The 21,721-nt window shown below is 67.3% G+C and carries 15 protein-coding genes; 10 read left to right on the top strand and 5 right to left on the bottom strand.

Translation table 11 applies throughout. From position 1 onward, the window contains the following. Positions 1-81: 81 nt before the first annotated feature. From OHT77_RS16905 to OHT77_RS16875, 7 genes are all read left to right on the top strand, one after another. Positions 82-2,247, top strand: a complete 2,166-nt coding sequence (locus OHT77_RS16905; RefSeq protein ID WP_328829300.1) for an ABC transporter family substrate-binding protein — start codon at positions 82-84, stop codon at positions 2,245-2,247. Between the two features lie 275 nt (positions 2,248-2,522). Beyond that, the gene (typA, locus tag OHT77_RS16900) at positions 2,523-4,430 is read left to right on the top strand and encodes a translational GTPase TypA (RefSeq protein WP_328829299.1); all 1,908 of its coding nucleotides are present in this window, start codon (positions 2,523-2,525) and stop codon (positions 4,428-4,430) included. Between the two features lie 684 nt (positions 4,431-5,114). After that, complete coding sequence (locus tag OHT77_RS16895; RefSeq protein ID WP_328829298.1) at positions 5,115-6,149, top strand: ABC transporter permease; 1,035 nt, start codon at positions 5,115-5,117, stop codon at positions 6,147-6,149. A gap of 97 nt (positions 6,150-6,246) precedes the next feature. Next, the gene (locus tag OHT77_RS16890) at positions 6,247-8,055 is read left to right on the top strand and encodes an ABC transporter substrate-binding protein (protein WP_328829297.1); all 1,809 of its coding nucleotides are present in this window, start codon (positions 6,247-6,249) and stop codon (positions 8,053-8,055) included. A gap of 94 nt (positions 8,056-8,149) precedes the next feature. Then, positions 8,150-9,130 (top strand): ABC transporter permease, encoded by a 981-nt coding sequence (locus tag OHT77_RS16885; RefSeq protein WP_328829296.1) that lies wholly within the window; start codon positions 8,150-8,152, stop codon positions 9,128-9,130. 8 nt (positions 9,131-9,138) lie between these two features. Continuing rightward, positions 9,139-10,200, top strand: coding sequence for an ABC transporter ATP-binding protein (locus OHT77_RS16880; protein ID WP_328829295.1), 1,062 nt, complete (start codon positions 9,139-9,141; stop codon positions 10,198-10,200). 11 nt (positions 10,201-10,211) lie between these two features. Beyond that, the gene (locus tag OHT77_RS16875) at positions 10,212-11,321 is read left to right on the top strand and encodes an ABC transporter ATP-binding protein (protein ID WP_328829294.1); all 1,110 of its coding nucleotides are present in this window, start codon (positions 10,212-10,214) and stop codon (positions 11,319-11,321) included. A 264-nt stretch (positions 11,322-11,585) separates the two neighbouring features. Here OHT77_RS16875 and OHT77_RS16870 read toward each other — a convergent pair whose 3' ends face one another. The 5 genes from OHT77_RS16870 to OHT77_RS16850 all read right to left on the bottom strand — a co-directional run bounded on the left by OHT77_RS16870 (position 11,586) and on the right by OHT77_RS16850 (position 17,686). Beyond that, positions 11,586-12,632 carry an ABC transporter ATP-binding protein gene (locus OHT77_RS16870; RefSeq protein WP_328829293.1) on the bottom strand — a complete coding sequence of 349 codons (1,047 nt, stop codon included), beginning with the start codon at positions 12,630-12,632 and terminating at the stop codon, positions 11,586-11,588. Positions 12,633-12,658: 26 nt separating this feature from the next. Then, positions 12,659-13,699, bottom strand: a complete 1,041-nt coding sequence (locus tag OHT77_RS16865; RefSeq protein WP_328829292.1) for an ABC transporter ATP-binding protein — start codon at positions 13,697-13,699, stop codon at positions 12,659-12,661. 50 nt (positions 13,700-13,749) lie between these two features. Further along, positions 13,750-14,730, bottom strand: a complete 981-nt coding sequence (locus OHT77_RS16860; protein ID WP_328829291.1) for an ABC transporter permease — start codon at positions 14,728-14,730, stop codon at positions 13,750-13,752. A 103-nt stretch (positions 14,731-14,833) separates the two neighbouring features. After that, positions 14,834-16,567: an ABC transporter substrate-binding protein gene (locus tag OHT77_RS16855; RefSeq protein ID WP_328829290.1), complete on the bottom strand. Its 1,734-nt coding sequence runs from the start codon at positions 16,565-16,567 to the stop codon at positions 14,834-14,836. 93 nt (positions 16,568-16,660) lie between these two features. Continuing rightward, entirely contained in the window at positions 16,661-17,686 is a 1,026-nt protein-coding gene (locus tag OHT77_RS16850; RefSeq protein ID WP_328829289.1) for an ABC transporter permease, read from the bottom strand. A gap of 449 nt (positions 17,687-18,135) precedes the next feature. On the opposite strand from OHT77_RS16850, the gene OHT77_RS16845 reads away from it, so the two are divergent. From OHT77_RS16845 to OHT77_RS16835, 3 genes are read left to right on the top strand one after another with little or no spacing between them, the layout of a single operon-like run. Then, a complete protein-coding gene (locus OHT77_RS16845) occupies positions 18,136-19,770 on the top strand; it encodes a peptide ABC transporter substrate-binding protein (RefSeq protein ID WP_328829288.1) in 1,635 nt (544 codons plus the stop codon). Positions 19,771-19,824: 54 nt separating this feature from the next. Further along, on the top strand, positions 19,825-20,748 hold the full coding sequence (locus OHT77_RS16840) for an ABC transporter permease (RefSeq protein ID WP_328829287.1): 924 nt from the start codon (positions 19,825-19,827) through the stop codon (positions 20,746-20,748). Further along, on the top strand, positions 20,741-21,721 hold the full coding sequence (locus tag OHT77_RS16835; RefSeq protein ID WP_328829286.1) for an ABC transporter permease: 981 nt from the start codon (positions 20,741-20,743) through the stop codon (positions 21,719-21,721). The genes OHT77_RS16840 and OHT77_RS16835 overlap by 8 nt, the downstream gene beginning before the upstream one ends.

The raw sequence follows: 21,721 nt of genomic DNA, 5'->3' as shown, positions 1-21,721 counted from the left end.
TCAGTGGCGGCATAGATCTGATCAGCTCCATATACCACCAAAAGTGATCAGAAGTCCCGCGGTCCACCGGAGGTAGCAGTGATGTCCCACGACGGCGTCAGACTGCGCGCGGTCATGCGCTCGGTCGTCTTCCTCACCGCGGGCGCGCTCGCGGTGCCCACCCTCGCGTCCTGCGGCTCCGACGACGAGTCGGGCAAGCCGCTCGCCGCCCAGGACATCGCCCCCGCCGGGCGCGACCTGGTCGCCGACGGCGGCACCCTGCGCTGGGCCGTGGACGACGTACCGGAGACCCTCAACACGTTCCAGTCGGACGCCGACGACGCCACCACCCGCGTCGCCGAGGCCGTGCTGCCCGCGATGTTCCGGCTCGACGCGCAGGGGCGCCCGCAGCGGGACGCCGACTACCTGGAGTCCGCGAAGGTCGTCGACACCGAGCCCAAGCAGGTCGTCCTCTACAAGCTGGACCAGCAGGCCGTGTGGAGCGACGGCCGCGAGATCGGTGCCGCCGACTTCGCCGCCCAGTGGCGCGCCCTGTCCGGCAAGGACTCCGCGTACTGGACCGCCCGCAACGCCGGGTACGACCGCATCGAGAAGATCGAGCGCGGCGCCAACAACCTCGAGGTCAAGGTCACCTTCAGCAGGCCGTACGCCGACTGGAAGGCGCTGTTCTCGCCGCTGTACCCCAAGGACGTCATGGGCACCCCGGACGCCTTCAACGACGGCGCGCGCCGCAAGCTGAAGGTGACCGCCGGGGCGTTCTCGGTGCAGAAGGTCGACCGCAAGGACAAGGAGATCGTCCTCGGCCGCAACCCGCACTGGTGGGGCCGGCCCGCGAAGCTCTCCCAGATCGTGCTGGCCGCCGTACCGCTGGACAAGCGGGCGGCCGCGCTCGCCGACGGCAGTGTCGACCTGGCCGAGATCGACCCCGCCGACGCGAGCCGGATCGCCCTCGCGGGCCGGGCCAAGGGGACGAGCACCCCGCTGCAGGGCGCCACCCCCACGGGCAAGGACGAGAACAAGAACGAGAGCCGGCAGAAGAAGAAGCTCAGCAAGAAGGAGCGCAAGGCGCTCGCCAAGTTCCTGCGCCAGCAGGACGCGCTGCGCGCCTTCACCGTCCGCCGCTCGCTGGAGCCCGCGTACACCCAGCTCGCCCTCAACGGCTCCGAGGGCCCCCTCGCCGACGAGCGTGTCCGGCGTGCGGTGGCCCGCGCGCTCGACCGTACGGAACTGGCGAAGGTCGTCCTCAAGCCGCTCGGCCTGCCCGCCGTGCCGGTCGGCAGTCACCTCGCGCTCTCCGGGCAGGCCGCGTACGCCGACAACAGCGGCGCGCTCGGCGGCCAGGACACCACGGAGGCGCAGGCGCTGCTCGCCGACGCCGGCTGGGTGCCCGGCGGACCGGTCAAGGACAAGGGCGAGAAGGCGGCCGGGTCCGAGGGCAAGAAGAGCAAGAAGTCCGATGACGGTGCCGAGTCCGAGGGCGGCTCCGACGGGCAGTACATCGTCGGCGAGGACAACAAGGACCCGCAGGACCACACCAAGAAGCACGGGCACGGCGACGAGAGCTCCAAGCACCTCGCCGACGGCAAGCAGTACGACGGCCGCAAGGTGAAGCAGGGCGGGGCGCCCGGCGCGTACGCCCCCAAGGGCACGGCCGCCCCCGCCGACGCGAAGACCGGTCTGCTCGCCAAGGACGGCAAGCCGCTCGCCCTCCGCTTCGTGCTCCCCTCCGGCACCGGCTCGGAGTCGCTGGGCGCGGTCGCCGACAGCATCTCCCGCATGCTGGAGAAGGTCGGCATCCGCACCGAGATCACCAAGGTCTCCGACGACAGCTACTTCAAGGACCACATCGCGTCCGGCCAGTACGACCTCGCCCTCTACTCGTGGCCCGCGTCCGCCTTCCCCGCCACCGACGCGCGCCCGATCTTCGCCAAGCCGGTCCCGGCCGCGGACGGCTCGCTCAACGTCGAGCAGAACTACACCCGCGTCGGCACCGACCAGGTCGACCAGCTCTTCGACCAGGCCGCCTCCACCCTCGACGAGGACGAGTCCGCCGCCCTGGTCCGCAAGGCCGACGCCCGCATCTGGGCGGCGGCCGGCTCGATCCCCCTCTACCAGCGCCCCCAGCTCACCGCGGCCCGCAGGACCCTCGCCAACGCCGGCTCCTTCGGCTTCCAGACCCCGCTCTACGAGGACATGGGCTTCCTGAAGAAGGGCGCGACCCCGTCCGCGAGTCCCACCAAGGACTGACCTCCCGCACACCGGACGCGTACGGCCGCCGCCCCGCAGCGCATTGCGGGGCGGCGGCCGTCGTGGCGAGAGGAAAAGGAACGCGGCGGGGCCGGTTTTCTCCTGGCCCAGGGCCCGTGCGGCCGGGCGCGGTGCCGTCCGTAAGGCCCTGCGGAGGCCTCATCCCCATACGCCACGTACGATGGGGTAAGGCCGTGGCGTGTCCAGCCCGGCAGGGTCCGCGTAACACAGAGGTACGCGCAGGCCTTCCTCACTCTCCGGGAGTTCGCCGCAATATGGCCACGCGCCACGACATCCGCAACGTCGCCATCGTCGCCCACGTCGACCACGGGAAGACGACCCTCGTCGACGCCATGCTGAAGCAGGCCGGTGCCTTCGCCGCGCACGCCGCCGAATCGCTCGACGACCGAATGATGGACTCGAACGATCTGGAGCGTGAGAAGGGCATCACGATCCTGGCCAAGAACACGGCCGTGAAGTACCACCCGAAGGATGGCGGCGACGTCATCACCATCAACATCATCGACACCCCGGGCCACGCCGACTTCGGTGGCGAGGTCGAGCGCGGTCTGTCGATGGTGGACGCGGTGGTGCTCCTCGTCGACGCCTCCGAGGGCCCGCTGCCCCAGACCCGCTTCGTGCTGCGCAAGGCGCTCCACCAGCGCCTGCCCGTCATCCTGTGCATCAACAAGACGGACCGCCCCGACTCCCGGATCGACGAGGTCGTCAACGAGACGTACGACCTCTTCCTGGACCTGGACGCGGACGAGGAGCAGATCGAGTTCCCCATCGTCTACGCGTGCGCGCGGGACGGCGTGGCCTCGCTGACCAAGCCGGAGAACGGCACGGTCCCGCAGGACAGCGACAGCCTGGAGCCCTTCTTCTCCACGATCCTGGCGCACGTCCCGGCCCCCCAGTACGACGAGGAGGCCCCGCTCCAGGCGCACGTCACCAACCTGGACGCCGACAACTTCCTCGGCCGTATCGCGCTGCTCCGTGTCGAGCAGGGCGAGCTGCGCAAGGGCCAGACCGTCACGTGGATCAAGCGCGACGGCACGATGTCCAACGTGCGCATCACCGAGCTGCTGATGACCGAGGCGCTCACCCGCAAGCCGGCCGAGATGGCGGGCCCCGGTGACATCTGTGCCGTGGCCGGTATCCCGGACATCATGATCGGCGAGACCCTCGCCGACCCCGAGAACCCGATCGCGCTGCCGCTCATCACGGTCGACGAGCCGGCGATCTCCATGACCATCGGCACGAACACCTCGCCGCTGGTCGGCCGCGGCGGCACCGGCAAGGGCGCCTCCGCGAAGGCCGCCGTCAAGGACCGCAAGGTGACCGCCCGCCAGGTCAAGGACCGCCTGGACCGCGAGCTGATCGGTAACGTCTCGCTGCGCGTCCTCGACACCGAGCGCCCCGACGCCTGGGAGGTGCAGGGCCGCGGTGAGCTGGCGCTGGCCATCCTGGTCGAGCAGATGCGCCGTGAGGGCTTCGAGCTGACCATCGGCAAGCCGCAGGTCGTCACGCAGATCATCGACGGCAAGGTGCACGAGCCGGTCGAGCGCATGACGATCGACGTGCCCGAGGAGCACATGGGCGCGGTCACGCAGCTCATGGGCGTCCGCAAGGGCCGGATGGACAACATGTCCAACCACGGCTCCGGCTGGGTCCGCCTGGAGTTCGTCGTCCCGTCCCGCGGCCTCATCGGCTTCCGTACGGAGTTCCTGACCGGTACGCGCGGCACGGGCATCGCCCACTCCATCCACGAGGGCCACGAGCCGTGGTTCGGCGTGCTGACGACCCGTAACAACGGCTCGCTGGTCGCCGACCGCGCCGGTGCCGTCACCGCCTTTGCGATGACGAACCTCCAGGAGCGCGGTGTGCTGTTCACCGACCCCGGCACCGAGGTGTACGAGGGCATGATCGTCGGCGAGAACTCGCGCGCCGACGACATGGACGTGAACATCACCAAGGAGAAGAAGCTCACCAACATGCGCTCGGCCGCCGCCGACTCGTTCGAGGCGATCGTCCCGCCGCGCAAGCTCTCCCTGGAGCAGTCCCTGGAGTTCTGCCGCGACGACGAGTGCGTCGAGGTGACCCCGGAGGCCATTCGCATCCGCAAGGTCGTCCTGGACCAGAAGGAGCGCGGCCGCTCCGCGAGCCGCGCCAAGCACGGCTGACGCATACGATCGCAGGCGCTGTGAGGCGCTGATACCGGCCAACTGAGCCCGGGCGTCCCCATCTTGGGGGCGCCCGGGCTTTTTGCAACCGGTTTTGCCCCTGCCCTCCGGGGCAGTGTGTCCGTAATGCGGAGATCCTCGCCCGATAGCCATGTAACAAGTCCGTTTCGTGGCCTTCTCGAGGCGAACAGTTTGTCCATGTTTTGGAAGATGTACGCGTCAGCTGTGACTGAATTGAGATTTAAAGACAGTGGTCGGCACCTGACACATGGCAGATAGTTAGCCGCGTAGCGCTCGGGTCAATGGGTCACCGCGCCGTGGGGACGGCGCCGACTCGCGAGCACCAGGGGGTGTCTGACCCTCCGTCAGGGGTGACGGAGGAAAGACGTCTACCCCCTCCTGTTGGTGAACACGTGGAGTCATGAGGAGGAGCCCCATGCGTGGTGTCACGAACGCCAGGTGGGACACGCCGTCCGTCAGTAGCAACTTCGCCCGCCCATACGGAGATTGGCTCTGAGGAGTCGGCCGGTGGTGTAGTGCCGCCGTTCAACTACGCGCGTCCGGCTGCGGGGTTACCGCCGCACCGGGACGCTCCTGACCTCTCTCCGTGATCCGACCGGTGACCGCGCACACCCTGCGCCGGCCGCCCGCTCGGCACACCCACACCTGTGAAATGGGCGAACAGTGACCAGTCCTATCGACATTGAGGACGGCGGAACCTCGGTCGTCGTCGACGGCGAACCGGGGCCGCAGACCGAACCCGAGGCCAAGAAGCTGGAGGGACGCTCTCCCGGCCAGCTGATGTGGGTCCGCTTCAAGCGCGACCGCACCGGCGTCATCTCGGCGTACGTCGTGGCGTTCTTCTTCCTCGTCGGACTCCTCGCTCCGCTGATCTCCAAGCTGTACGGCAAGGACCCGTACACCGTGTACGCGGACGAACGCCCCGACCTCTTCGACAGCGCGGGCGTCCCGCTGCAGCCCAACGGCGGCATCAGCAGCCAGTTCTGGTTCGGCCTCGAACCCGGCAACGGCTACGACGTGTTCACCAAGCTCCTCTACGGCATCCGCACCTCGCTGATGATCTCCGTCTGCGTGACGATCGCGACCGTCCTCACCGGCATCCTGCTCGGCGTCGCGGCCGGCTACCTCGGCGGCAGGTCCGACTACTTCATCAGCCGGGTCATCGACTTCCTCCTCGCCTTCCCCGCCCAGCTGTTCTTCATCGCCAGCATGCCGGTCGTGGTCTCCCTCTTCGTGAGCCCCACCGACGAGACACCGACGTACGTCCGTGTCGTGGCCCTCATCGCCGTGCAGTGGTTCCTCGGCTGGATGAGCCTGGCCCGCATCCTGCGCGGCACCAGCCTGGCGCTGCGGGAACGGGAGTTCATCGAGGCGGCGCGGGTCAGCGGGGCCTCGCCCTGGCGGATCATCAGCAAGGAGATCCTGCCCAACGTGGTCACGCCGATCCTCGTGCAGTCCACGTACATGCTTCCCGGCTTCGTGACCGCCGAGGCCGGACTGTCCTACCTGGGTGTGGGCATCGTCGAACCGACGCCGGACTGGGGACAGATGTTCTCCAAGGCGTCGACGGAACTGGTGATGCAGAACGACATCACCTACATGTTCTTCCCGGGCGTCTCGATGATCATCTTCATCGTGGCCTTCAACCTGCTCGGGGACTCGGTCAGGGACGCCTTCGATCCCAAGACGGCGCGCTGACCGTCCGTTGGTGGGCGTCCGCGCCCGACTACCGCACGGATCTCGCACGGCACTTCCCATGTGCACTGGTGACACACAGATAGGTGGAAACTGAGTGATGAGTAGGGGCGGACGCCACGCATACGCCGCGCTCTCCGTGCTCGCGGCCGGGGCTCTTGTGCTCACCGGTTGCAGCAAGGGCGGCAGCGACGCGAGCGACAACAACAAGCAGGACAAGGAGAACGCGGCAAGACAGCAGAAGTCGATCAAGTTCGGCGACGCCGCGGACTCCACCGGACCGGCCGCGGCCGTACCCGGCGCCAAGCCGGGCGGCTCGATCGAGGTGCTGCAGCGTGACAGCTACGCCCACCTCGACCCGGCCCAGATCTACGTCTCGGACGAGGGCTCGCTCGCGACCCTGATCCACCGCGGTCTCACCGGCTACAAGACGACCACGGCCGACGGCAAGGGTCACGAGGTCGTCGGCGACCTCGCCACCGACTCCGGTACCACCACGGACGGCGGCAAGACCTGGAAGTACACGCTCAAGGACGGCATCAAGTTCGCCGACGGGACGCCGATCACGTCCAAGGACATACGCCAGACCGTCGAGCGGCTCTTCGCGCCCTTCATCAACCAGGGCCCGTCTTACCTCCAGCAGTGGCTGGCCGGCACCTCCGGCGCCGACTACCGCAAGCTGCTGCCGGACGGCCCGTACAAGGGCAAGCACCTGCCGGACAGCGTGCTGGAGACGCCGGACGCCAAGACCGTCGTCTTCCACTTCAAGACCCCGCACGCCGACCTGCCGTACGCCCTCGCCATGGCGGGCTACGCGGTCGTCTCCGCCAAGGGCGACACCCAGGCCAAGTACGACAAGTCGCCGGTGACGAGCGGCCCGTACAAGATCCAGTCGTTCAAGTCGGGCAAGTCGATGGTGCTCGTGAAGAACACCAACTGGGACCCGAAGACGGACCCGATCCGTCACCAGTACGTGGACCAGTTCAACTTCACGTTCAACCAGCAGTTCGAGACGTCGACGAAGGCCCTCCTCGCGGACAGCGGCGCGGACCAGACCGGCATCAGCTTCAACAACCAGGTCGACGCGGGCAACCTGTCCAACGTCCTCAAGGACCCGAAGATGAAGTCCCGCACGATCTCCGGCTACCAGCCGTACGTGGGACAGATGAACATCAACATGAGCCACACGGCCATGAAGGACAAGACGGTCCGTGAGGCCATCGCCTACGCGCTGCCCATCACCCCGTTCGTCCGCGCCTTCGGCGGCACCGACGCGATGGAGGTCGCCGGCGGTCTGATCAGCCCGACCGTCTCCGGCTACGACGCCGCGTTCGACCCCTTCGGCAAGAAGAAGAAGCCCGCCGGTGACCCGGTCAAGGCCAAGGAGCTGCTGAAGAAGGCCGGCAAGCTCAACATGAAGCTGACCTTCGGCTACACCAACACCCCCGAGGGCCAGCAGTACTCCACCGCCATGGCGGCCGGCCTCAAGAAGGCCGGCTTCAACGTCCAGCGCCAGGAGATCCCGGCCGAGACCTACTACGACCAGGTCTCCAAGCTGGACAACAACTACGACATCTTCCACACCGCGTGGGGCGCGGACTGGCCGTCCGCCTCGACCGTCATCCCGCCGCTCTACGACGGCCGCGGCATCGCCGACGGTGCGCAGAATTACTCCCAGGTCAACGACCCCAAGGTGAACGCCGACATCGACGCGGCGAACAAGATCACCGACCCGGTCAAGGCCGCGGCCGCCTGGGAGAAGATCGACCAGTACCTCGTGAAGGACGTCGTCAACGTCGTCCCGACCGCGTACTACAAGCAGACCCAGATCGCCGGCTCCAAGGTCGGCGGCCTCGTCTACGACGACGTCATCGGCGGCGTCGACCCGCGACGCCTGTTCGTCAAGTAACCGCCGTCCGTCCGGCACCCGGTGCTCCCACCCCGCTCAGGGGCGGCGCACCGGGTGCCGGGCGGCCCGCCGACGTCAGAGAGCTGCCCCTGTCATGCTGCGCTTCCTCGTCCGCCGGTTCCTCGGCGCCGTCGTCATCCTGTTCCTGCTGAGCATCGTCACGTTCCTGCTGTTCTTCGGGATGCCACGCGACCCGGGCCTGCTGATGTGCGGCAAGACGTGCAACCCGACCAGCCTCGCGAACATCCACCACGTGCTCGGCCTCGACAAGCCGATCAGCACGCAGTACGGGATCTTCCTGAAGAACCTCGTCATGGGCAGCAACGGCTTCGCCCAAGGCCCGTGCCCCGCCCCGTGCTTCGGGTACTCGTACCACACCAACGACCAGGTCTGGGCGACGCTCATCGACCGGCTGCCCACCACGGTCTCGCTCACCCTCGGCGGCGCCTTCTTCTTCCTGCTCATCGGCCTCGGCACCGGCCTGCTCGCCGCCTGGAAGCGGGGCACGATCATCGACAAGACGGCCACCGCCGGGGCGATGGTGCTCAGTTCGATGCAGATCTACTTCCTGGGACCACTCGCACTGGCGCTGCTGGTCTACCAGACCCACATCTTCGACAAGCCGGCGTACAACAACTTCACCGCCAACCCGATCAGCTGGTTCGCGGGGCTGATCATCCCCTGGGTGGTGCTGTCCACGATCTTCGCCGCGCAGTACACCCGTATGGCGCGCTCGGCGATGATCGAACAGCTCCAGGAGGAACACGTCCGTACGGCCAAGGCGAAGGGGATGTCCCGCAGATACGTCTTCTTCCGCTACGCCTGGCGCGGCTCGCTGATCCCCATCGTCACCATCTTCGGCATCGACCTGGGCTCACTGCTCGGCGGCGCCATCATCACCGAGTACACCTTCAGCCTGCCGGGCCTCGGCAACCTCGCCGTCCAGGCGGTGTTCTACAGCGACCTGCCGCTGCTGCTGGGCGTGATGATCTTCTCCGCCACCATGATCCTCCTCTTCAACATCATCGTCGACGCCTGCTACGCCTTCATCGACCCGCGCGTGCGGCTGGCCTAGGAGCACTCGTGACCACATTGACCAAGGAAGCCGGTGCACCCTCGCCGGCCGACGCGGGTGCCTTTCTCTCGGTGCGGGACCTGCACGTCAGCTTCAAGACCGAGGACGGCATCGTGCGTGCCGTCGACGGCCTCTCCTTCGACGTCGAACGCGGCAAGACCCTCGGCATCGTGGGGGAGTCCGGCTCGGGCAAGTCGGTCACCAACCTGACGATCCTCGGCCTGCACAACCCGATGTTCACCACCGTCGAGGGCGAAATCCTCCTGGACGGGCAGGAGTTGACCACGGCACGCGAGCCCGAGCTGGAGAAGCTGCGCGGCAACAAGGTCGCCATGATCTTCCAGGACCCGCTGACCGCGCTCTCCCCGTACTACACGGTGGGCCGTCAGATCGCCGAGCCGTACATGAAGCACATGGGCGCCTCGAAGAAGGTCGCGTGGGAGCGCGCGGTCGAGATGCTCGGCAAGGTCGGCATCCCCAACCCGAAGGAACGGGCCAAGGACTACCCGCACCAGTTCTCCGGCGGTATGCGCCAGCGCGCGATGATCGCCATGGCGCTGGTCTGCGACCCCGACCTGCTGATCGCCGACGAGCCCACCACGGCGTTGGACGTGACCGTCCAGGCCCAGATCCTTGACCTCCTCAAGGACCTCCAGCAGGAGTTCGGCTCCGGGATCGTCTTCATCACGCACGACCTCGGTGTCATCGCCGACATGGCCGACGACATCATGGTCATGTACGCGGGCAACGCGGTGGAACGCGGCACGACGAACGACGTCCTGCGCTCACCCCAGCACCCCTACACCTGGGGCCTGTTGAACTCCATGCCGCGCCTGGACTCGGACCTGAGCGCCCCGCTGGCCCCGATCCCCGGCGCCCCGCCCTCCCTCCTGAACCCGCCGTCGGGCTGCCGTTTCCACCCCCGCTGCACCTTCCAGGACCGGGTCGGCGGCACCCGCTGCGTCACCGAACGCCCGCTGCTCGCCCCCGACCGCGCCTCGGCATGCCACCTGACGGCGGACCAGAAGCGGACCATCTTCATCGAAGAGATCAAGCCCCGACTGGGCTAGGAGGAGACGTCATGACAGAGGACCTCGTCCTGCCCGCCCCGCGCGACGGAGTACCGGAGGACTCCGGTGACCCGCTGCTCGTGGTGGAGGGCCTGACCAAGCACTTCCCGGTGAAGGGCGGCTTCCCGATCCGCCGAACGGTCGGCGCCGTCCAGGCCGTCGACGGCATCGACCTGACCGTGCACGTGGGGGAGAGCTTCGGCCTCGTCGGCGAGTCCGGCTGCGGCAAGTCGACCACGGGCCGGCTGATCACCCGGCTCCTGGAGCCGAGCGCGGGCAGCATCACCTACCGCGGCCAGGACATCTCGCACGCGAGCCGCAGCCAGTTGGCGCCGATCCGGTCCGAGATCCAGATGATCTTCCAGGACCCGTACTCGTCGCTGAACCCGCGGCAGACGGTCGGAAAGATCATCTCGGGGCCGATGGAGATCAACGGCATCCAGCCGGAGGGCGGCCGTGAGAAACGGGTCCGCGAACTCCTGGAGATCGTCGGTCTCAACCCCGAGCACTACAACCGCTTCCCGCACGAGTTCTCCGGCGGCCAGCGCCAACGCATCGGTGTGGCAAGGGCGTTGGCCCTCGACCCCAAGCTGATCGTGGCCGACGAACCGGTCTCCGCCCTGGACGTCTCGATCCAGGCCCAGGTGGTGAACCTCCTCCAGGAGGTCCAGCGGGAACTCGGCATCGCCTTCCTCTTCATCGCCCACGACCTCGCCGTCGTACGGCACTTCTCGCACCGCGTGGCCGTCATGTACCTCGGCAAGATCATCGAGGTGGGCGACCGGGACTCCATCTACACCCGTCCCCGGCACCCCTACACCCACGCCCTGCTCTCCGCGGTCCCCGAGGTCAACCTCGGCGACGACCAGGCCGTAGGCCGCGAACGCATCCGCCTCGCCGGCGACGTCCCCTCCCCGATCTCACCTCCCTCCGGCTGCCGCTTCCGCACCCGCTGCTGGAAGGCCCAGGACAAGTGCGCGGCGGAGGAGCCACCCCTCATCCAGATCGAGGGCAACCGCGCCGCCCACCTCACGGCCTGCCACTTCCCGGAGGAGCCGACGATCGAGGCGCGCGACGAGGACATCATCCTGGACCCGGCGCTGACGGCGCTGGAGGAGTAGGAGCAGGGGTTACGGCCTTACGGCCGGGGTCGGCCGACACGCCCTTGCCCGCACCGCCGCACAGGCCGGTGCGGGCAGGGGCGTATCGGCGCCGCCCGCACGCCGGGCCGGCTCAGCGGCCAGGGGACCGCGCTCTCCTCGTGACGAAGGCCCGCGCCTGGGTGGGCGCGGGCCTTCGTCCCCTGGAACCGGACGTTCATGGGCTCGGGTCAATGGGCCGGTGAAAGTCCGTTCCTGAAGGGGGCGGCTGACTAAAGGGGTGTGTCAGGCCGCCGCCTCGGGGTCCTTGGAGAGGCGGGGTCCCGGAACGGTGTCCGCCGTCTCGGGGAAGTGGCACGCGGTGAGGTGGCCCGGCTTGTTGCCCTCGACCTGCACCAGCGGCGGAGCCTCCGTCGCGCACTTCTCCACCGCCTTCCAGCAGCGGGTCCGGAAACGGCAGCCCGTGGGCGGGTTGATCGGCGACGGTACGTCACCGACCAGCCGGATGCGGTCCCGGGCGGGCGTCTCGTCCACCGTGGCCTCGGGCACGGCGGACAACAGGGCCCGCGTATAGGGGTGGCGCGGGTTGCCGTACAGGTCGTCGCGGTCGGCGATCTCCACGATCTTGCCGAGGTACATTACCGCGACCCGCTGTGAGAAGTGCCGGACGATCGCCAGGTCGTGGGCGATGAACACGAACGCGATGCCGAGTTCGCGCTGGACCTTCTGGAGCAGGTTCACGACCTGCGCCTGGATGGAGACGTCCAGGGCGGAGACCGGCTCGTCGGCCACGATCAGCTTCGGTTCGAGCGCCAACGCGCGGGCGACACCGATGCGTTGACGCTGGCCGCCGGAGAACTCGTGCGGGAAGCGGTTGTAGTGCTCGGGGTTGAGACCGACGATCTCCAGCAGCTCACGGACGCGGGCCTCGCGGCCGCCGGCCGGGTTGATCTCGTTGATCTCCATCGGGCCGGACACGATCTTGCCGACCGTCTGCCGCGGGTTCAGCGAGGCGTACGGGTCCTGGAAGATCATCTGGATCTCGGACCGGATCGGCGCCAGCTGCTTGCGGTTGGCGTGGCTGATGTCCTGGCCGCGGTAGTGGATCGTGCCGCCGGTCGGCTCCAGGAGCCGGGTGATCAGCCGGCCCGTGGTCGACTTGCCGCAGCCGGACTCGCCGACCAGGCCCAGGCTCTCGCCCTCGCCGACCTGGAAGTCCAGCCCGTCGACGGCCTGGACGGCACCGATGGTGCGCCGGATCGGGAAGCCGCCCTTGATCGGGAAGTGTTTGGTCAGCCCGCTGACGTCCAGGAGGGGGTTCGCGTTGCTCATGATGGTGAAGTCCCGTTTCTAGTACGTCAGTTGTGCTGGGCTACGGCGAGAAGGTCGGCGAAGAGTTCCTGGCGCTGCGCCGTGGTGAGATGGCAGGCGGAACCCCGGCCGTCGACCACCTCCAGCACGGGCCGTTCGCTCGAGCACCGTCCGCCCTCGACCTGCTCCGCGAAGGTGCACCGCGGGTGGAAGCGGCAGCCGGTCGGCGGGTTGAGCAGCGAGGGCGGCGAGCCGGGGATCGGCGACAGCGGTACGTCGACCGGTCCTTCGAGGCTCGGCATGGAGCTGAGCAGACCGAGCGTGTACGGGTGCTGCGGGTCCGTCAGCACTTCCTTCTTGGTGCCGCGCTCCACGCACCGGCCGCCGTACATCACGAGGACGTCGTCGGCGATGTCGGCGATGACGCCGAGGTCGTGCGTGATGAACACGATCGCGGTGCCGAACTCCTGCTGGAGGTCCTTCAACAGGTCCATGATCTGGGCCTGGACGGTCACGTCGAGGGCCGTCGTCGGTTCGTCGGCGATCAGCAGCTCGGGGTCGCAGACCAGCGCCATGGCGATCATCGCGCGCTGGCGCATACCGCCGGAGAAGAGGTGCGGGTAGTCGTCCACCCGGACCTCGGGCTGGGGGATCCCGACGCGCTTCAGCATCTCGATCGCGCGCTCGCGGGCCTCCTTCTTGGAGGCACCGGTGTGCTTGCGGTACACCTCGCTGATCTGTTTGCCGACCGTGTGGTACGGCGACAGCGAGGCCAGCGCGTCCTGGAAGATCATGGACATCTTGTTGCCGCGCAGCCGCTCCAGCTCCCGCTCCGTGGCGCTGAGCAGCTCCTTGCCGTCGAGCAGGATCTCGCCGTCGATCGCCGTACGGTCGCGGTCGTGGAGGCCCAGGATCGCCAGGTTGGTGACGGACTTGCCGGAGCCCGACTCACCGACGATGCCGAGCGTCTTGCCCTTGACGAGGTCGAAGGACAGCCCGTCGACGGCCTTGACGATGCCGTCCTCGGTGGAGAAATGGACCTTCAGATCCCTGACGGAGAGGAAAGGCTGCTGATCGGTGCTCGTCACGGGGACGCTCCTGGGGGGTGATGCGGGGGGTAGGGGGCAACGGGCGGAGGTCAGGCGAGCCGGATCCGCGGGTCGATGAAGGCGTAGGCGGCGTCGACGATGATGTTGAAGAACACGATCGCGGCGGCCGCCAGGACGGTGACCCCGAGCAGCATCGGCAGGTCGCTCTGGTTGACGGAGGTCACCGCGAGCCGGCCGATGCCCTGGAGGCTGAAGACCTGCTCGGTGATGATCGCGCCGCCGATCAGGGTGCCGAGGTCGATGCCGAACACCGTGACGATCGGGCCCATGGCGCCGCGCCAGGCGAAGCGCAGGAACACGTTGGCACGCGAGAGGCCCTTGGCGCGGGCGGTGCGGACGTAGTCCTCGCTGAGCTGCTCGACGAGCTGGGAGCGGGCCATGCGGGTGTAGTTGGCGGTGAAGATGATCGACAGCACGATCCACGGCAGGAGCAGACCGGAGAACCACGAGATGGGGTTGTCGGTCAGCGGCGTGTACGAGGGCTGGTCGAGGATGCCGGCCTTGAAGACCAGGAAGTACAGGGCCAGGTAGCCGATGAAGTAGATCTGGAGCGAGGAGCCGAGCAGCGACGCCGAGGTGGCGAACTTGTCCAGGAACTTGCCCTGCTTGAGCGCGGCGATCATGCCGGTGCCGACGCCGAAGACCAGGAAGATGGCGGCCGAGCCGAAGGCGAGCGAGAGGGTCAGCGGCAGGCGGTCCATGATCGTGCCGAAGACGGGCTCGTTGTTGGCGAAGGAGTAGCCGAGGCAGGGCGCGTTGCAGTTCCCGAAGCCGCTGTAGTCCCGACCGACGAAGATCCCCTTCAGCCAGTACCAGTACTGGACCGGGATCGGATGGTCGATGCCCAGGTTGTGCCGGATCTGCGCCAGCGAGGCCGGCGTGCAGTTCTTGCCGCAGGACATCATGGCCGGGTCACGCGGGACGGCGTAGAAGAGCCAGAAGGTGATGGCGCTGATGATCAGCAGAATGACCAGCGCGCCGATCGTACGGCGGACAAGGAAGCGGAACATGGGGTCAGGACTCTCCGGGCGAGGCGCCGTTGCCGGGGCGTGAGGGGTGAGGGGCCGGTGGGGGCGGCCCCGTGACGGGGCCGCCCCTGGTGCCGGGGGGCGCCTACGCCTTGGCGTAGAGCTTCGTGAGCGCGATGCAGGTGTTGGCGGCGTCGTAGACCACGTTGCCGACCTTGGTGCCGTGCATCCAGTTGCGGATGGAGTGGTAGTCGGGGACGCAGGCGGCGAGCTCCATGACCTGCTTGTCGATGGCGCCCCACGCCTTGTTGGCGGCGTCGCCGTCGGTGATCAGGGACGCGGCCGCGATGGCCTTGTCGACGCTCGGGTTCTTCAGCTGCGAGTAGTTGCTGCGGCCGTCACCGATGTTCTTGCCGTCCCAGCAGGGGTAGAAGACCGAGTAGCCGCCCGGCCAGTCCGGGCTCCAGCCGGCCGCGAACAGGTCGTACTGGTTGTCGATCTTGCCGATCTGGGTGTAGAAGGTCGACTTGTCGATCTGCTTGTTGACGACCGTGAAGCCGGCGGCCTCCAGCGCGTTCTTGATCGCGACGGCCTGCTTCACCGCGTTGTCCGACGTCTGGTAGGCGATGACCAGCTTCTGGCCGACCTTGCCGGCCTCCTTCAGGAGGGCCTTGGCCTTGACCGGGTCGCCACCGGGCTTCTTGGTCTTGCCGTACAGGTCGAACTCCGTGTAGCCGGGCGTCACCGGGCTGAAGATCGTGGTCGCGATCTCGCTGGTGGAGGCACCGCCGCGGATGGTCTGGAGCTGCTGGAGCGGCCAGGCGTAGTTGATGGCCTGGCGGACCTTGACGTCCGTGATGCGGGTGGTGTTGATCGGCCAGTAGTAGGTCACCGCGTCGACCGCGGTGAGGACCTGGGCCTTGAGCTTCGCGTTGGTGAGGACCTGCTGGGTCCGCTCGGCGGCGACCTCGTTGAAGATCGACATCGTGTACTGGTCGTTGCCCTTGTCCGCGATGTAGCGGTCGGTCGACGTCAGCGTCTCGAAGCCGAACTGGAAGACGAACTTGTCCGGGTAGGCGTTGCGGATCGGGTCCGTCGCCGGGTCCCAGTGCGTGTTGCGCGAGTACGTCAGGGACTTGCCTATGTTGCGGGCCTCGATCCGGTACGGGCCACAGGAGAACGGCTTCTTGTCGTACTTCTCCTTGGTGTCCTTCGACTTCTTCACCAGGGAGTAACCACGCATGGCGAGCGTGAAGTTGAAGTCACCGCGGGCCTCGTTGAGGCGGAAGGTGACGGTCTTGCCGTCGATCTCGATGGAGTCGAGGTTCTTGCCCTCGTAGGGACCCGTGTACTTGTCGCCGCCCTGGAGGAACTGCTGGACGTAGCGGGGGCCCTCGGTGATGAAGGAGGCGAAGAGCCGCTCGAAGGTGTGGCGGACGTCGTCCATGGAGAGGTCGGAGCCGTCCTCCCACTTGATGCCGTCCTTGATGGTGAACGACCAGGTCTTGCCGCCGTCCTTCATCGTGCCGGCGTCCGTCGCGACGTCGCCGACGAGGGTCTGGGCGCCCTTGGAGTCCATCTTGTAGCCGGTCAGACCACGCATGATCGGGACGGTGATGGCGCCCTCGGTCGAGACGTAGATCTGCGCCGGGTCCAGGTGGTCCATGTCGAACTGGTCGAGCCCGTAGATCGTCCCGCCCTTGACCGCGCCCGTGACCTCCGGGGCGGGGCCGGTCGAGTCGGCCTTGGTGCCGACCTCGATCTTGGCGGCCTTGGCCTTGCTGACCGAGGGGACCTTGTTGTTGCCCGAGGACGAGCCGCCGCCGCCACAGGCGGTCAGCACGGAGCTCGACGCGGCCACCACGCCGGTCGCGATCATGAAGTTTCTACGGGAAAAAGACACAGTAACCCTGCCTTACGGGTGGGACGGACCAGCCGGACGACATTGACCGGACCGGAGATGAGAGATGGGTCAGCGCTTGGACTTCGGGTCGAGCGCGTCGCGCGCCGAGTCGCCGAGCAGGTTGAACGCCAGGACGAAGATCACCATGGAGAGGCCCGGGAAGAGCATGAAGGTGAAGTCCTGGGTGTAGAACTGGGCGCCCCGCTGGATCATGACGCCCCAGTCGGGGGTCGGGTCGATCATGCCGACTCCGAGAAAGGCGAAGCCCGCCTCAGCGGTCACGTAGGCCGGGAGCATGAGCGTGGACTGGATGAGGATCGGGGTCCACAGGTTCGGCAGCAGTTCCTTGAAGACGATGCGCGCCGGTGACGCCCCGGTCACCTTGGCGGCCTCGACGAACTCCCGCTCGCGCAGGCCGAGTACCTGGCCGCGCAGCAGTCGGGCGATGGACGCCCAGCCGAAGAACGAGAGCATGATGATCAGCGCGGTGGCTCGCAGCCAGGTCGGGATGTTGTCGTCGGCGGCGACGAACAGGCCGAACACCACCGGCATGAACGCGATGATGAACAGCGTCGAGGGGATCGACAGCACGATGTCGACGATCCGGCCGACGATGTAGTCCGTCTTGCCGCCGAGGTAGCCCGCGGTCACACCGATCACGACGCCGACGGCGGTGGTGATCAGGGTGGCGGCCAGGGCGATGCCGAGCGAGGTCCGGATCCCGTAGATCAGGAAGGTGAAGACGTCGCGGCCCAGCTGCGGTTCGATGCCGAACCAGAACTGGGAGCTCATGCCGCCGTTCGCGCCCGCCGGGTACGAGAAGGCGTCGAGCAGGCTCGGGTCCTGGCTCGCGTACGTCGTGTACGGGTCCTTGCCGTACAGCTTCGATATCAGCGGTGCGGCGATCGCGACCACGAAGAAGAAGATCACGATGATCGCCGATATGACGCCCGTACGGTCCCGTTTGAAACGGCGCCACGCGAGCTGACCCGGGGACCGGCTCTCGTTGGCCTTCGAGGCGGGAGAAGTGATCGACTTCTCGAGGCTCTCGTCGGTCACTTCGAGCGGGACCGCGGATGAGGTTGGGGGGATCATGCTGCTCCTGGCCCAAGGGGGTCTGAATGAGACTCCGCAGGGCACTCCCCTACGGGCTACGCCGGACTTTTTCAACGCAATTCATGCAAGGTCAATAAAATCTGGGTCGACTTGGGTTTCTCTTTACCTTCTTTGCCGAGTCATGACCATTCCGTAGCTACGCGGGTAGCGTGCCGTGATCGATCCGTGCTTTATATCGGGCCAACTGCACTAAACGGGCAATGAGTTCGTTATGCGGACGCCTCTGTATCGGAATGCGTACACCGGGGCGTCACAATCCAACGGTTCTGCATCGCTTCGCGGTGATCCATTGTGCTCCTCCCGAGAGATCGACTGAACGGACCCCCCGGGTAGCTCGAACGGGTGGGCCCGCAGGCGGTATGTGCCTTATGAGTCGATATTTGCCGGTAATGGATCGGCATGGTTCGGCTTTCCTGAGGAGGCACTCGATGCGTGGAGCCACGCACGCCAAATGGGCCGCTTGCGCGGCGGCGGTAGCCCTTGCGGCGACCGCCTGTGGGGGCGGCGGGAGCAGCAGCGGCGGCGGCGGTGACGGCAGCGCGGTGCTCAGCGCCTCCTGGGGAGACCCGCAGAACCCGCTGGAGCCGGCCAACACCAACGAGGTGCAAGGCGGCAAGGTCCTCGACATGGTCTTCCGCGGTCTGAAGCGGTACGACCCGAAGAGCGGCAAGGCCGAGGACATGCTGGCCGACAAGATCGAGACCACGGACTCGCAGAACTTCACGGTCACCGTGAAGAGCGGCTGGAAGTTCAGCAACGGCGAGGCGGTCACCGCGAAGTCCTTCGTCGACGCCTGGAACTACGGCGCCAGCCTGAAGAACAACCAGAAGAACGCGTACTTCTTCGGGTACATCGAGGGCTACGACAAGGTCCACCCCGACAGCGGCTCGCAGTCCGCCAGCACGCTCTCCGGGCTGAAGGTGACCGGCACGGACACCTTCACCATCAAGCTCACCCAGAAGTTCTCGACCTTCCCGGACACCCTCGGCTACGCGGCCTACTCGCCGCTGCCGTCGACGTTCTTCTCGGACCACGCGGCCTGGCTGAAGAAGCCGGTCGGCAACGGGCCGTACACCATCTCGTCGTACACCAAGGGCTCGCAGATGCAGCTCAAGAAGTGGGACGGGTACACCGGTTCGGACAAGGCGCAGAACGGCGGGGTGACCCTCAAGGTCTACACCGACAACAACACCGCCTACACCGACCTGATGGCCGGCAACCTCGACCTCGTCGACGACATCCCGGCCTCGCAGCTGAAGAACGTCAAGAGCGACCTCGGTGACCGGTACATCAACACGCCCGCCGGCATCATCCAGACCCTCGCGTTCCCGTACTACGACAAGAACTGGAACAAGAGCGGCTCGGACAAGGTCCGCCAGGGGCTGTCCATGGCCATCAACCGGGACCAGATCACCAACACGATCTTCCAGAAGACCCGCACCCCGGCCACCGACTGGACCTCACCGGTGCTCGGCACCGAGGGCGGCTTCCAGGACGGGCTGTGCGGGGACGCCTGCAAGTACAACCCGACCGAGGCGAAGAAGCTGGTCCAGGAGGGCGGCGGGATCCCCGGCGGCCAGGTCAAGATCACGTACAACGCGGACACGGGCTCGCACAAGGAGTGGGTGGACGCCGTGTGCAACTCCATCAACAACGCGCTCGGCAACGACAAGGCATGCGTCGGCAACCCGGTCGGCACCTTCGCCGACTTCCGCAACCAGATCGGCCAGCACAAGATGACCGGGCCGTTCCGGGCCGGCTGGCAGATGGACTACCCGCTCATCCAGAACTTCCTGCAGCCGCTCTACTACACCAACGCCTCCTCGAACGACGGCCAGTGGTCCAACAAGGACTTCGACAAGCTCGTCAACCAGGCCAACGCGGAGACGGACACCGCCAAGGCGGTCAAGCTCTTCCAGCAGGCCGAGGGCGTCGTCCGGGACAACATGGCGGCCATCCCGCTCTGGTACCAGAACGGCAGCGCGGGCTACTCCGACCGGCTCTCCAACGTGGCGCTCAACCCGTTCAGCGTCCCCGTCTACAACGAGATCAAGGTCAGCTGAGCCGACGACAGGGGCGGTCTCGCACGAGGCCGCCCCACGATCCCCGGAGCCCCCATGGGACGGTACGTAATCCGGCGTCTGCTGCAGATGATCCCGGTCTTCATCGGCGCCACACTGTTGATCTTCCTGATGGTGAACGTGATGGGCGACCCCGTCGCGGGCCTGTGCGGCGAGCGGCAGTGCGACCCGGCGACCGCCGCCCAGCTCAAGCGGGAGTTCGGCCTCGACAAGCCCGTGTGGCAGCAGTACCTGACCTACATGGGGAACGTCTTCACCGGTGACTTCGGTACGGCGTTCAACGGCCAGAAGGTCACCGAGCTGATGTCGACCGCGTTCCCGGTCACCATCCGGCTGACCCTCGTGGCGATCGTCATCGAGATCGTCGTCGGCATCGCGCTCGGTGTGATCACCGGCCTCAAGCGCGGCCGCCCGATCGACACCACCGTGCTGCTGCTCACCCTGGTCGTCATCTCCATCCCGACCTTCGTCACCGGTCTGCTGCTGCAACTGCTGCTCGGCGTCGAATGGGGCTGGATCAAACCGTCCGTCTCCCCGGAGGCGACCTTCAGCGAACTGATCGTCCCCGGGCTGGTGCTGGCCTCGGTCTCCCTCGCGTACGTGACCCGGCTGACCCGGACGTCCATCGCGGAGAACCGGCGCTCCGACTACGTCCGCACAGCCGTCGCGAAGGGCCTGCCGAAGCGCCGGGTGATCGTCCGGCACCTGCTGCGCAACTCCCTCATCCCGGTGGTCACCTTCATCGGCACCGACATCGGCGCCCTGATGGGCGGCGCCATCGTCACCGAGCGGATCTTCAACATCCACGGGGTCGGCTACCAGCTCTACCAGGGGATCGTCCGCCAGAACACCCAGACCGTGGTCGGCTTCGTGACCGTCCTCGTCCTGGTCTTCCTGGTGGCGAACCTCCTCGTCGACCTCCTCTACGCCGTACTCGACCCGAGGATCCGCTATGCCTGAGCAGCCGTTCGAACCGGAGCGCGCCATCGCCGGCACCGGCATGGGCGGACCGATGGACCTCGCGACGAGCGAGGCGGAGACCCTGGAGAAGACACCAGGAGGACCCGAAGGCACGGGCCCCGCGGGCAAACCCCGCTCCCTCTGGTCGGACGCCTGGCGCGACCTGCGCCGCAACCCCGTCTTCATCATCTCCGCGCTCGTCATCCTCTTCCTGGTCGTCATCTCCCTCTGGCCCTCGCTGATCGCCTCGGGCAACCCCCTCAAGTGCGATCTCGCCAAGGCCCAGGAGGGCTCCCAGCCGGGCCACCCCTTCGGCTACGACGGCCAGGGCTGCGACGTCTACACCCGCACGGTCTACGGCACCCGTACGTCGGTGACGGTCGGCGTCCTCGCCACGCTGGGGGTGGCGATCTTCGGGTCCGTGCTCGGCGGACTCGCCGGGTTCTTCGGCGGGGTGTGGGACTCGATCCTGTCCCGGGTCACCGACATCTTCTTCGCGATCCCCGTCGTCCTCGGCGGTCTGGTGCTGCTGTCCGTGGTGACCAGCAACACGGTCTGGCCGGTCATCGGGTTCATGGTGCTGCTCGGCTGGCCGCAGATCTCCCGCATCGCCCGCGGCTCGGTCATCACCGCCAAGCAGAACGACTACGTCCAGGCCGCGCGGGCGCTCGGCGCCTCCAACTCCCGCCTGCTGCTGCGGCACATCACCCCGAACGCGATCGCCCCGGTGATCGTCGTCGCCACCATCGCGCTCGGCACCTACATCTCGCTGGAGGCGACCCTGTCGTACCTCGGCGTGGGGCTGAAGCCGCCCACGGTCAGCTGGGGCATCGACATCTCGGCCGCCTCCCAGTACATCCGCAACGCCCCGCACATGCTGCTCTGGCCCGCCGGAGCCCTGGCGATCACGGTCCTCGCGTTCATCATGCTCGGCGACGCGGTGCGCGACGCCCTCGACCCGAAGCTGAGGTGA

The organism is Streptomyces sp. NBC_00252 (assembly GCF_036187565.1).
Taxonomy (GTDB): Bacteria; Actinomycetota; Actinomycetes; order Streptomycetales; family Streptomycetaceae; genus Streptomyces.
The sequence above is the reverse complement of the archived record's forward strand: the minus strand, read 5'-3'. Positions and strand labels throughout refer to the sequence as shown.